This window comes from Gallaecimonas mangrovi (assembly GCF_003367375.1).
Lineage (GTDB): Bacteria > Pseudomonadota > Gammaproteobacteria > Enterobacterales > Gallaecimonadaceae > Gallaecimonas > Gallaecimonas mangrovi.
The window spans coordinates 3846953-3859998 of sequence record NZ_CP031416.1 but is presented as its reverse complement, the minus strand read 5'-3'; the positions used below and the strand labels follow the sequence as shown (position 1 = coordinate 3859998).

General features: G+C 47.8%; 13 protein-coding genes. 6 read left to right on the top strand and 7 right to left on the bottom strand.

Going from position 1 to position 13046, the window contains the following annotated elements; all coding sequences use genetic code 11:
* Positions 1-15 precede the first annotated feature (15 nt).
* The 4 genes from rsmD (at position 16) to DW350_RS19475 (ending at position 4343) form a co-directional block, all read left to right on the top strand.
* The gene (gene rsmD / locus DW350_RS18370) at positions 16-591 is read left to right on the top strand and encodes a 16S rRNA (guanine(966)-N(2))-methyltransferase RsmD (protein ID WP_115720331.1); all 576 of its coding nucleotides are present in this window, start codon (positions 16-18) and stop codon (positions 589-591) included.
* Entirely contained in the window at positions 591-851 is a 261-nt protein-coding gene (locus tag DW350_RS18365) for a DUF1145 domain-containing protein (RefSeq protein WP_115720330.1), read from the top strand. Before rsmD ends, DW350_RS18365 begins: the two co-directional genes overlap by 1 nt.
* A gap of 254 nt (positions 852-1105) precedes the next feature.
* The gene (locus DW350_RS18360; protein ID WP_152033014.1) at positions 1106-4027 is read left to right on the top strand and encodes a TonB-dependent receptor; all 2922 of its coding nucleotides are present in this window, start codon (positions 1106-1108) and stop codon (positions 4025-4027) included.
* Between the two features lie 76 nt (positions 4028-4103).
* Complete coding sequence (locus DW350_RS19475) at positions 4104-4343, top strand: hypothetical protein (RefSeq protein ID WP_152033013.1); 240 nt, start codon at positions 4104-4106, stop codon at positions 4341-4343.
* Between the two features lie 125 nt (positions 4344-4468).
* On the opposite strand, the gene DW350_RS18355 is transcribed toward DW350_RS19475, so the two are convergent.
* The 7 genes from DW350_RS18355 to DW350_RS18325 form a co-directional block, all read right to left on the bottom strand.
* On the bottom strand, positions 4469-7378 hold the full coding sequence (locus DW350_RS18355) for a TonB-dependent receptor (protein WP_115720328.1): 2910 nt from the start codon (positions 7376-7378) through the stop codon (positions 4469-4471).
* 153 nt (positions 7379-7531) lie between these two features.
* Complete coding sequence (locus DW350_RS18350; RefSeq protein WP_115720327.1) at positions 7532-8119, bottom strand: YhgN family NAAT transporter; 588 nt, start codon at positions 8117-8119, stop codon at positions 7532-7534.
* An 84-nt stretch (positions 8120-8203) separates the two neighbouring features.
* Positions 8204-9379 (bottom strand): conjugal transfer protein TraF, encoded by a 1176-nt coding sequence (locus tag DW350_RS18345; protein ID WP_115720326.1) that lies wholly within the window; start codon positions 9377-9379, stop codon positions 8204-8206.
* A 105-nt stretch (positions 9380-9484) separates the two neighbouring features.
* On the bottom strand, positions 9485-10054 hold the full coding sequence (locus tag DW350_RS18340; protein WP_192954742.1) for a YjaG family protein: 570 nt from the start codon (positions 10052-10054) through the stop codon (positions 9485-9487).
* Between the two features lie 57 nt (positions 10055-10111).
* Entirely contained in the window at positions 10112-10306 is a 195-nt protein-coding gene (locus DW350_RS18335) for a hypothetical protein (protein WP_115720324.1), read from the bottom strand.
* A gap of 94 nt (positions 10307-10400) precedes the next feature.
* Positions 10401-10649 carry a GlsB/YeaQ/YmgE family stress response membrane protein gene (locus DW350_RS18330; protein WP_115720323.1) on the bottom strand — a complete coding sequence of 83 codons (249 nt, stop codon included), beginning with the start codon at positions 10647-10649 and terminating at the stop codon, positions 10401-10403.
* Between the two features lie 82 nt (positions 10650-10731).
* Positions 10732-11136: an HIT domain-containing protein gene (locus DW350_RS18325; protein ID WP_115720322.1), complete on the bottom strand. Its 405-nt coding sequence runs from the start codon at positions 11134-11136 to the stop codon at positions 10732-10734.
* Positions 11137-11178: 42 nt separating this feature from the next.
* On the opposite strand from DW350_RS18325, the gene DW350_RS18320 reads away from it, so the two are divergent.
* Complete coding sequence (locus DW350_RS18320) at positions 11179-11712, top strand: dihydrofolate reductase family protein (protein WP_115720321.1); 534 nt, start codon at positions 11179-11181, stop codon at positions 11710-11712.
* Entirely contained in the window at positions 11709-13046 is a 1338-nt protein-coding gene (locus DW350_RS18315; RefSeq protein WP_115720320.1) for a DNA recombination protein RmuC, read from the top strand. The genes DW350_RS18320 and DW350_RS18315 overlap by 4 nt, the downstream gene beginning before the upstream one ends.

The following is a 13046-nucleotide window of genomic DNA, read 5'->3' as shown; positions in this document are numbered from 1 at the left end:
GGGCAAAGAACCGCCATGGCAGTCAAAGGCAACAGCGGACAAATTCGTATCATCTCCGGTATTTACCGGGGCAGAAAGCTTCCTGTTAAGGATGTTGAAGGTTTGCGCCCCACCACCGACAGGGTGCGTGAAACCCTTTTTAACTGGCTACAGGGGCATACCATTGATGCCCGTATTCTGGACTGCTTTGCAGGCGCTGGGGCGCTTGGCTTGGAAGCGTTATCGCGCCACGGTGCAGAGCTGGTGCTGGTTGAGAAAGACCAAGCGGTTGCCCGGCAACTTATCGACAACCTTGCCAGGCTTAACACCCAGCAAGGCTCGGTGGTGCAAGCGGATGTACTGGCATGGCTCAAACTACCGCCCCAACAGGGGTTTGATTTGGTGTTTATTGACCCGCCTTTTGGCAAAGGCTTTGCCGAACCGGCTATGCAGTTACTGGCTGATGGTGGCTGGCTCAATACGGATGCATGGATTTATGTTGAGGTCGAAAAGGGGTTAACGCCCGCCACTCCCGCCCATTGGCGGCTTCATCGGGAGCTTAACGCCGGGCAAGTGCAAGCCATGCTTTTTCAATATGAAGGACAAGAATAATGCTGGTAATGCTGAAGATAAAACAGCTGATGATGCTCGTTGTCTGGGTAGCCTGCTTTATTAATGTGGTGCATCCGATGCAGGCGCCGCTGAACACCGTTCTGTACATCGCCTTGGCCGTTATCATTGTGATGCACAGTATTCTAGTGCTGCTCATCGGTAAGGCCATCAAACTCACCGGCAAAGAAAAACTCTCCTTTTTCGTTTTTGGCAGTATCGCTGTTAATCAAAAACGCCAGTCTCTTTTTCCTAAAAAGTAACGAAAAGAAAGCCTTGATGATGACGCAGGGCTTTCTTTTTTTATGCATATTGTTAATTAATAGTGTCAAATAATTAAAAATATCTATTTTATTAATTATATTTTGGTGTGACATTGGTCTTGTTTATTAATTGTTTTTGATAAGTGTCACAATGTTCCTTTTAAGTTGATGATCTAGCAAAAAAATTCCCTGAATGTTTTCAATGTTTATAAAACGTGAATTTTTGTTTTATTTTTCATTTCAGGGATTAGTAGATGAAGAAAAAATATATTGCAGAGTGTGTCAAAGCAGCTGCCATAGCAGCGGTTTTAGGCACACTTGCTCCTCACGCAGCTTTTGCTAATGAAACTACAGGGTCTGTATCCGGGACTTTGTTGCATGTTTCAAAAAAAGGGTTAACGGCGGTAATGACAAACCCGGCAACGGGGCAAAATCGCTCAGTGGAAGTAACCGATGATGGCACCTTTCGTTTTCCGCAAATGCAGGTTGGTAAATATATTATTTCCATTAAGGACAGTAGCGGCACCACAATAAAGTCTAAGAACGTTGTGGTCTCCTTGGGGAATAATACTGCAACCACTATCGATTTAAATGATGACAATATTGAAACCATCAGTGTGGTGGGTAGCAGTATTTCCATGGTGGATACTGCAGCAACCAGTACTGGTCTTAATATTGGCGAAACGCAGTACGATAAGCTGCCAGTAGGCCGTGATTCCACGTCCATTGCAATGCTCGCACCCGGTACCGTTAAAGGTGACAGTGCTTTTGGTAATTTAGCGTCTTTTGGTGGTGCTTCTGTTGCCGAAAATGCTTATTACATCAACGGCCTTAACGTTACCGATTTTCGTAATGGCTTGGGTGGTTCCTCCGTTCCTTTTGAGTTTTATAAAGAATTTAAAGTTAAAACCGGTGGCTATGGTGCTGAGTTTGGTCGTTCAACCGGTGGGGTTATTGATGCAGTAACAAAATCTGGTACCAATGAATTCCATGCTGGTGCCAGTTTTTACTACACCCCTGATTCGCTTCGCTCAGACTCGCCCAATACCCGCTACCGTAACGGTAAAATGTATATCCCCAACGATAAGGACGAAAGCGATAGCAAGGAAGGCAACATTTGGGTATCTGGGCCACTGATTAAAGATAAGCTTTTCTTCTATGCGCTCTATAACCCGCGTGATGTTCATACAGCAGGGTTGAATTCGGGCAGCTACACGTCAAGCATCGAAGGGGGCGATACGCTTACAACCGAAGATAGCGATAATGCCTTCTGGGGGGTTAATTTAGATTGGTATATTACCGATAATCATGTGCTGGAATTTACCGCTTTTAATGATTCTCGAACCTATACCGATAATGACTATGAATATGACTATGATGCCGGTCAAGTTGTCGCTGGCACTTCTCCTTCAACCACCTACTACGATAAAGGTGGTAAAAACTGGTTGTTAAAGTATACGGGATATTGGACAGACGATTTAACTGTCACCGCTCTTTATGGTGAAAATAAATACAATTTAAGTAGTCACTCTGCGACTTCTGAATGTCCATATGTTTATAACTATCTTGATGCAGATAATACTCACCCTTCTTGCTCTGGAAGTGCGTATTCGGGTGTCAATAATGATGAAGATAAACGTCAAGCTGGACGGCTTGATTTCGAATGGGTTGTGAATGATCACCATACATTAAAGTTTGGTGCTGACTTTGAGAAACTGAAATCATCAAGTGATGATGTTTATTATTCTGGTGGTACTGGATATTACATCGATTCAATGTCTGATGGTGCTCAGCTGAATAATGGTTACACCAACGATACTGGCTCGGACTTAGATTATGTCGAAGCGGTTGTATATGACTCCTATGGATCTTTTAGTACCGAGTCTTATGCATATTACTTCGAAGATGCCTGGCAGATAACCGACAATTTACTGTTAAATATCGGGCTGCGTAATGACATGTTCAATAATAAAAGTGCCAGTGGTGAGTCTTTCATTAAAATCGATAACCAGTGGGCACCGCGTCTTGGTTTCTCGTGGGATCCGGTTGGTGATGGTAATTCTCGTGTCTTTGGTAACTGGGGGCTTTATTACCTACCTATTGAAAACAATACCAACGTACGTATTGCCGGTAATGAGTCCTACTATGTTAACTACTATGCCTACAACGGCTTAGACTCAGAAGGTGTACCTAACCTAGGTTCACAGCTAGGAGACACTTACGTTTATTCGTCTCCTCAGCCTGTTAATGCAGTAGCTGATCAAAATATCAAACCGATGTATCAGGAAGAGTGGATCCTCGGTTATGAAAATGAATTTGCTCCAGGTTGGAAAGCAAATGTCACTGGTACTTATCGGGACCTGAAACGCTCTATCGATGACACCTGTAATGATGATCTATTCGGTGAAGGTGTTTGTGTTCTCATTAACCCTGGCTATGGTGCAACGGTTAGCGTTGACCCTGACGGTGATGGTGTTTATGAAACTAAACACTTTACCGCCGATGAGTTAGGCCTGCCGAAAGCCAAACGTACCTATAAAGCGCTGACCTTCGATTTAAAACATACCACCGACAAACTGCAGTTTGATGCTTCTTATACTTGGGCTAAGTCAGAGGGTAACACCGAAGGTTATGTCAAATCGGATAACGGCCAAGATGATGCTGGCTTGACTACCGATTGGGATTACCCGCAGTTAATGGATGGTGCCTACGGTGATTTGCCTAATGATCGTCGCCATTCCTTCAAGTTCTATGGCTCGTACTCTATTACCGACCAATGGACCGTAGGTTGGAACTCTTATCTGATGTCAGGTCGTCCTATTAATGCTTTTGGTATTGGTTATCCGGAAGCGTTAGGTGGGCAGCCAGGTTACGGCTACACCTATTATCTGACCGACCCTGACAGCGGCGAGCTGACCAAAGTGAGCCGTGGTTCTATGGGCCGCACTCCTTGGATTGCCAACTTGGATTTGTCCACCGCCTATGAAATGAAGTTCAACAAGGTGAATGTCAAATTTTCAGCGACCATCTTTAACGTCATGGATGCCCATGGTGTAACAGAGGTCTATGAATATGCGGAACACAGTACCGCTGGTAATGAAGATGAGCGTTATGGTTTAGCAACGGGTTATCAATCACCCCGCTCGGTTAGGCTGGGTGTAGAGGTTACCTACTAAGACGTTCTTACCACTTTCTCTCTTGACCTTATTGCCCCGCCTTTAGCGGGGCCTTTTTAAAAATGGAATTTTAGTCATGAAAAAAATACATTTGGTCTTTGTTTTCTTTATTTCTTTATTGGGTAATATATCTGTCGTCGGAGCTTCTCCTCAGTATTCTTTTAGGCGTTTATACTTTGAAACATCGGCAATGGAGAATGTTGTAGGATGGTACACAGTCACTTGTAATGGAAGTATTACTATGGCTGGTATTGAAACTAACTATTCAGAAATAGAACCCTACAGCATCATTTATTGCTCAGTAAAAGTTAAGTGACTCACTAATTATTATGATGCGATCTAAATATGTAATTTTTTGCATTACATACATCTCATTTTTTAAATGCATGATGTAAAAAAAGCGCGGGCGAGGCCCGCGCAAAGTTTGGTCCAGGATTGTTATTAGAATTTAAGCGACGCTGACAAACGCACGTAACGCGGCGTTTGGTAGCTGGTAGCTTGGCCAAACATCGGGTCCATGGATGCACCGCCGGTATCTTCGTCGTCATAAATCTCGTACACCTCGGTGGCACGGTCATTATTGAAGACGTTGAATACATCGGCGCGCAGTGTCAGGTCATATTTTTCGGAGAACTGGGTTTGCCATTGCAGCCCAAGGTCCAGTGTCCAAGTGCTGGGCAACCGGCCTTGAGAGCCCCGTGGTGAGGGTTCACCCAGGCTATAGAAGGACTCTGAACCATAAGCCGCGGCAAACTCATCAGTGGGGTGGTAACCAAAGGCATTCTTCGGACGGCCACTTTGCCAATTGAAGTTGGCACTAACGGTAAAGGCTTCATCAAGTGCATAAGCACCAAACATTTTGATCTGGTGACGGCGGTCATTAGGTAGGTAGCCATAGGCACCATCTAACAGACCAGGTTGGTCAAACAAGGTGGTTAAGCCAGCATCATCTTGGCCGTTGTCGGAGCGTACTGAACCTTCGTTGTTGCCGTAGCTTTGCGACCAAGTGTAAGAGCCGTGGAACATCCACTTGCCATCCCACATCCGGTCAAAGATAAGGTCAACGGCGTTGTAGTATCGTTCTGATTTTGGATAACCAAGCTCCGAGGCTGATAGGTTGATGTTTTCAGGATTACCATCGCCGTCAAGGTCGATATAGACATTCATGTCTTTACCGGGATTACCCAAGACGTAGTAATCAAAGCCACCTGCCTCGAAGTCGGTATAGCCATTTTCTTGTGCATAGGTATTAAGTGCAGCATCAATGGCCATATCTTCGATGGTGGATTTTAAGTCGCGGCGGGTACCGACAATCGACATGCTCCAGTCATCGGTCAGTTGCAGCGAGTAACCAAGGATGTACTCGTCTTGGTACATCGGTTCAATACCTTGGTCAACAATGGCGCGAGTGTCTGGTACTTCACCGTTCCCATAAACGTGACTTTCGGTGAGGTTACCGATGGAGCTGGGTGAGCCATCTTCATTAATAGTGCCGTTGAACTGGTAATAGTCTGAGGTATAGAGCTCACCACCTGCCAAACGAATATTGGTGTTAGCTGCCACACCAAGATGATAACGGCCATAGCTACCAAAAAGTTTTGACTCGCCATCGCCGTTGATATCCCAGGCAAAACCTAAACGCGGTGCCCACTGGTTATCCATTTTGATAAAGGATTTTCCGTCTTTATTATCGTTCTCAAAGCTTTCATTACGGATACCTAAGTTCAGGGTTAGGGTATCGGTAACGTGCCATGTGTCTTGAACATAAAAGGCGGTAGAGGTGGTTTTAAAGGAACCATTGTTGTTATAAACCTGTACCCTCACCTCATCTTCCAACACCCCGTCGTCATTGCGATCAGCCGTAACGTAGCGGTAGTAAGTGCCACCGGAGTATTCTTCTACGGTATTGGAGGTTAACTCTTCAACATCGATACCGGCTTTTAATTCGTGGGCACCGAAGAAATCATCAACGTAATAACCCACATCAAAGCGATACTGTTTACGTTCGTCGTTGGTTGCACCGCGGTAACTGTTATCCCAGCAGCCAAGTCGCTTTAATGTATCTGGATCACGGGCGTCATAGGCGATGGGGCAGTTGTCACCTGGTGCCACAGAGGTCGACTCATTTTTGTTTACACCGTAAGAGGCGTGCACTGTCAGGTTGTCCGTAACATTGGCGTTGAGGTTGGCAATGTAGTTTTTACCGCCGTGTTTCTCGGTGTAAGAACCTACCTCTTCGCCACGGTTATTGGTGTCATAGTCATAGTTGTAATCGACGTAGTGGTCGTCACGTTTGTCAGAGAAGGTAGTAACGTCTAGTACCACATCATCGGTGATGTACCAGTCAATTCTCCCGCCCCAAAACGCATTGTCGGTTTTGCCGTCTTCTTGCGTACCATCGGTGCGAAAACGTCGGCTGTTAATATCGCGGGGGTTATAAAGTGCAAAGAAGAACAGCTTGTCTTTAATCAGTGGCCCAGATGCCCAGATATTTCCGTCCAGCGATGAATCGCCGATATCGCTTTTCTTTTGATAAATAGTGCCGTTGCGGTTCACAACATCCGGGCTGTCTTCATGCAGCCCTTTAGGCTCCCAATAGGTGTTGGCACCGAAGTGAAATTCGTTAGAGCCTTTTTTGGTGGTGGCATTAATAACACCACCAGTAGAACGGCCAAATTCTGCTTTATAGCCGCCGGTTTTTACCTGGAAGGTTTCATAAAAGTCAAAAGGTACATCAGAGCTGCCGAGGCCTTTACGGAAGTCGGTAATGTTCAAACCGTTAACATAGTAAGCGTTCTCAGCAACGGATGAACCACCAATAGAGGCGAGGTTGCCGAAGGCGCTGTCGCCTTTGGTAGTGCCAGGAGCCAGCAGTGCAACTGCTGTTTGGTTACGGGCTACGGGCATACGGTCTAACGTTTCGGCATCAACCACCATTCCTTTGGTATTGGATGACACGTCAAAAGCGGCAATTCTTGCCCCTGAAACTTCAATTCGTTCAACGCCTTGCTCATAGAGCGTAAAGTCAACGTTAGCACGCTGGCCAACGCTGATAGCAACCTTGTCGGCGATCACCTGCTCGAAACCAGACTTGCTGGCAGTAATTTTATAGTGACCGATGGGCAGCAATGGAAAGCGATACTCACCGCGTTCTGTTGAGGTCACAGTACGGGTTAGCCCCGTTTCAATGTTGGTAATGGTGATGGTTGTGCCAGCCAAGGTTGTACCGTTTGCTTGCTCGACTTTCCCCACCAAAGAACCTTGAGGGTCATCTGCATAAACAGGCGCGGCTGAAAAGAGAATGGTACTGACAGTGAGTGCTAATACACTCTTGCGCAAAGTGTTCTTCATTTTTGCTCCCTGAAATAGTTGGTTTTCCATGCATCTTTTTTGCACTATTTGACGCATTGGTTCGCAAACTATTACAAGTTTGAGCAAATATGTAACTTAATGTGATTTTGTGTGACTAATGTCTTAACTTTTATTTACAAAAACTTAACTCCTTCAAAGTTTGAAGTAATGGCCAATGCCATTTAAGAACATCTGCACGGAGATCATCACCAAAATCATCCCCATTAGCCTTTCCATTGCCGCCAGGCCGCGTTCACCTAGCAGTTTCATCAATACCTCTGAGCACAACAAAATAGCGGCATTCACTACCCAGGCACCGACCAGTGCCAGGGTTAATAGCCCTAAGTGATTGGGCACTTGGTTCGACATTAATATCAGTGACGCCAGTATTGAAGGACCCGCCATCAAGGGAATGGCCATGGGTACTAAGAAGGGTTCTTCACCAACGGCTAGGCCAGTAAGGCCTCCGGGGCTTGGGAAGATCATTTTAATGGCGATTAAAAACAGAATGATGCCACCGGCAATGGACACCGACTCTTGCTTGAGGCCCATAAAGTGCAGGATGGTGTCGCCACCAAATAAGAACATCAGCATGATCAGCAGTGCCAAGCACAGTTCACGCACCAAAATCGCCCGGCGGCGTTTTGCGGGTAGATGTTTAAGAATGGAGATGAACACCGGCATGTTGCCTAAGGGGTCCATGATCAAAAATAAGGTGACGGCAGCAGAAAAAAAGTCCATGTATTCCTAGGCCTGCAAAGCATGGGGCTGGGCAAATGGTAAAGGAATTCCTAAAAAAAAGCGCCCCTGGTTCGGGGCGCTTTGTTAGAAAGTAAAGCCAAGGGTGAGTGCGCCACCGGTATGGCTGTTTTGGCCGGTCTCAAATGCGAAGTCCAAGTGCACGGTATCGAAGGGAGAAAACCCTACCCCGGCGGTTAATACATTTTGGCCCTCTTCCAGATCATGGCGGTAGCCAAGCCGAAGCTGTGCCCAGCGATAGGCATCAAACTCAACACCGGCGCGCACCCATTGTTGTTTTTCGCCAATAAAGGATGGCAGCTCGGTTTTGGTGAGCTCCGCTTCCAAGGTGGCCGCAAACCAATGATTTTCATAACTGCCACCCAAGGTAAAACGGGGTTTTAACTGGTAGCGAAATTGCTGCTGGTTGATGATGATTGAATCAACCTGCTGCTTAAAAAGGTTCTGCCCACTCAAGCCAAGCCGCCAATTATCGTGTTGATAGGCAAGCCCTAAATCAAGGTTAAAGGCGCTTTTATCTTGGCGATATTGGCTGTCGTCCCAATCGCTGTCGTCAAAGTTGCTCACGTCTGCCTGGTAAAAATAGCTGTAGATGCGCTGGGCTTTGGGGCTGGCGCCCACCATTAACAGGTCACCGTTGTTAAGGGTAAAGCCGTGGCTAAAAGCAAGACCAGTATCAACCACGGCAATGCCAACGGCTTTGACGTTGGAATTAAGGTTGTCTAGGTCTTGGTCTGGCAACTCTGCGGCGGTCCAATCAAGGTCGTTTTCGTCAATGTCGACGATGCCGCGCACATAGGCAGTAACACCGATAAAAAACGCACTGCTGAGGGTTTTATTGGGCAGTGCCATGGCGGCGCCTAAGCCAATTTCCCCATCCAGGCTATTGCCGTTCATTTTACGAAGGGCGTCTTGCCATTGGCCAACAAGCTGTTCGGCCTCGGCTTGGGTGGTGCCATTAGGGTTTTGCTGCACCGCTTCTAGGCGGTCGTTTAAGTCTTGAAAATCATCGATTTTATCGAGCAGGCTGTCCTTGTCCTGAAAACTGGCGGCAATGCTGGGGAGCTCCAGGCCAAAGTCGTCACTTTCATCGAAATGTGACAACAAGGCGGGGTTGTAAAAGGGAGCTGCCAAGTAGTCGGCGTTGGCGGTGCCGGCACCGCCCATTGCCTGGATACGGGCATCTTGGGCATAGAGGCTAAAACTGGCAAGAGATGCCAAAAGAACAAGGGGCCTTTTCATCAAAAACTCCACTACTTAAAAGGTCGCTAATGTATAGCGCCTAACGTGGGAGTTTTCTTTAACATTTTTAACTTTTTTGTATCTTTTGGCGCTAGCCTTTACGGCTTAATCTTCTAAGGCTATGCCAAGGTTAGAAATTCCGTCATTTTTCCCCAACTGCCGCGCTTGGCGAAAACACTCAAGATCCGGCTCATCGGCAAGAAGCTCTAGCAAGTTATCTTGAAAATCGCGCTCTTCTTGCCACAGCGGTTCTTCATCCAGCTGGCTGTAATCAAGGGTGGTTTCAGCCTGGATATTTAAATAAAACTGCACCGAACCACGGGACAAACGGCTCACGTCCAGCGCTGGCTGTTCGTCCTTATCTTGCATTGCCGCTAAGACGGCGAGCACGGCCATGTAGGTATCAAGAGCCGGGTAAACACCGAAAAAGTCGTGGGCATCGGGTTCTGGTTCGAGTTCGGCAATTTTCAGTTGCTGCTTTTCGAAGTTGATTTTGGCTTTTGGTGTCAGCAGCTTTTCCCAAACCGTATCCAAGGCAGATTGCAAAGCATGGGCGTTATCAAGCTGTTCGGTAATATCAGCAAACAGCACAAAATTAGGCATCATGCGTTGGGCTAGGGCAGCGGCGAAGGCCCGCTGGGCCAAGGGGGTAAGTTGAGAAAGCTGTTTTTCCATGGAACCGGGCTCATTGAAGTCGCCGCCCATTGTAGCCTGAGCCGAGGGCTGTTGTCGTCAGTGCGCGCGCCCAGGGCGAAGAAGGTGACGATAAGCAAACCAAGAACCGCTAGCGGCAAAGATAATGGCCAAGGGTAGCCAGGCAGCAGTGGTTGCTTCAAAAACGGCCAAGATCAGCAGCACAAAACTCATCGAAGCCAGCGCTAGGGTTTCAAAGTAATCCAGTTTGAATTTGTTTAACCAAGTGGGCATATCGGTACCTCCGTTTTAAGGTACCGGCATTGTGCGAGTTCATGGCTGCTGATTTTTTGCGCTGGCGCAACAAAATGGCGGGTTAAGCGCTACCTTACCGGCTTAAGCCGCGGTAGATAGCCAGCAAGACCAAAGCGCCGACCACAGCGGTGAAGATACTGCCGAGGTTAAAGCCGGTGGCTGGGCCAAAACCAAGAAAGGTGCCTATCCAGCCGCCGACAAAAGCGCCAGCAATGCCCAACAGCACCGTAATAACACAGCCGCCACCGTCACGGCCTGGCATGATCCATTTCGCTAAGATGCCCGCAACCAAGCCTAAAATAATCCAGGTGATAATGCCCATTGGCGCTCCTCTTCCTTTGATTGGTTAAGGCAAATAACTAAAGCAGTGCGGCGCGGCTAACAACCTTAAAAGACCTTGCTGTTCAGGCTTTTAAGCGGGCAGCGATAGCGGCAATGCGCTGTTGTGCTTCATCATCGCTAAATGCCTTAGCGGGCACTTGCCCCCAAACCGGTTTTGGCCAGGCCAAGTCTTCTTTAAAGCGCACGATATGGTGAATATGTAACTGCGGCACCATATTGCCCAGGGTCGCCACATTCAGTTTGTGGCCTTCGAAATGATCCATCAATGCTCTGGAAAGCAAAGTCGATTCATGTAACAACTGATTTTGTTCGCTTTTTTCCAGTTCATAGATCTCGCGTATGCCATCCCTTTTGGGCACCAGTAAAAACCAGGGATAATTCGCGTCTTTGCTCATTAATACGCGGCAAAGGGTGAGGTCAGTGACCTGGTGAGTATCAGCGCTTAGCTGAGGATGCAAAGAGAACATCGTAGTAGGACCTAAGTTATTGATGCCTGGAGCATAGCAAAGATGTCGACTCGCCCCACAGTAACGCTTTATATCGCCATTAGTTTGGACGGCTTTATCATTCGCCCCAAAGGCCAGTTAGAGTGGTTGTCTAAGGATAATAAAACGGACGAAGACTACGGTTACAATGCCTTTTTTTCACGCATGGATGGCCTGATTATGGGCCGCAACACCTTTGATGATGTATTAAGCCTGGGTGTTTGGCCCTATAGCGGCAAAACCGCTTATGTATTAACAGACCAAGACGACATTAATGCCGATGGCGTTATTCCTTTTACTGGCACGGGTGAAGAATTGATGGCGCAAATTGGCCAGCAACATCAGCAGCTGTGGTTAGTGGGGGGCAGTGAAACGGTGAAAGGCTTTTTAAATCATGGCTTGGTCGACGAAGTTATCTTGTCGCTGCTGCCTGTCACCAAAGGCGAAGGTAATCCTTTATTCCTGCCCACCGGCCGCCAACAACCCTGGAAGCTGGCCGGTATGCGCACCTTTGGTAGCGGCCTGGTGCAATTGCATTATCACAAGGAAGCGGCATGACCGAACTGCAATGGTTAATCGCGGCGAGCACTTTAGCGGTGCTGGTACTGCTGTTAGCCCTGGCGCTATGGCAAAGTCGCCAGCGCCTACAAACAATGGCGTTGGAGCTGGGGAGTTTACAAAGCCGCCATGAAGCGCAGTCAGAACGTTTAGACGTGCTGCAAGCAGAACGCGATGCCACCTTAGACACACTGGAAGAAACCCGTATCTCCCTTGCTCAGCAGCAGCAAAGCCGGGCCGAGTTGCAAGCGCGGCTGGAAGAACAGCAAAAAGCTGCCGCAGATAAAGTGGCGGCGCTGCAAGATGCCGAACAGCGCCTGTCGGAACAGTTTCAAAACTTGGCGCAGCGTATTTTTGAGCAAAAAGCCGAAGCGCTTTCCAAGCAAAGCAACGAGAGTTTGCAAAGCATCCTGACGCCACTTCGCCAGCAGTTGGGCGACTTTCATAAAAAAGTCGACACCGTTTATGACAACGAACGACTGCAGCGCCAAGGGCTCATGAACGAGCTACAGGTGCTTAAAGATCTTAACCGGCAAATGAGTGAAGAAACCCAAAATCTGACCCGTGCCCTTAAAGGCGATAAAAAGCTGCAGGGTAACTGGGGGGAAATGGTGCTGAACCGGGTTTTGGAAGAATCTGGGCTTAGAAAGGGCCATGAATTTGACGTGCAGGTGGCACTAAAAGACGACGCCGGTGAGCGTTTTATCCCCGATGTAGTGGTGCACCTGCCCGATAGCAAAGACATTATTGTTGACTCGAAAGTGTCCCTGGTGGACTACGAAAAGTATTTTTCTGCCGAAAATGACCTGCAAAAAGAAGCGGCGCTGCGTGGCCATGTGCAGGCGCTGCGCCAGCATATTAAAGGCCTTGGCAATAAAGACTACGAACGGCTTTCTGGGGTTAATGCCCTTGATTATGTGCTGATGTTTATTCCCATTGAAGGCGCCTTTTTCGCCGCTATGGAAGCCGACCCCAACCTCTTTACCGAAGCACTGCAGAAAAACATTCTTGTGGTTAGCCCCACCAATTTGCTGGTGGTGCTGCGCACCATTAAACGGGTCTGGAGCTACGAGCAGCAATCGCGCAATGCCCAGGACATCGCCAGCCGCGCCGCAGCCCTTTACGAAAAATTTGTCGGCTTCGTTGAGGATTTGGAAAAAGTCGGCGCCGCCCTTGATAACACCCAAAAGCGTTACGGCGAGGCTATGGGAAAACTGGCTTCCGGCAGGGGAAACCTAGTGCGGCAAACCGAGATGCTGCTAGAGCTGGGTGTTGAACCGAAAAAAACCTTAGCAACTGAGCTACGCCAGCGTTCTGGCACCCTGGATGACTGA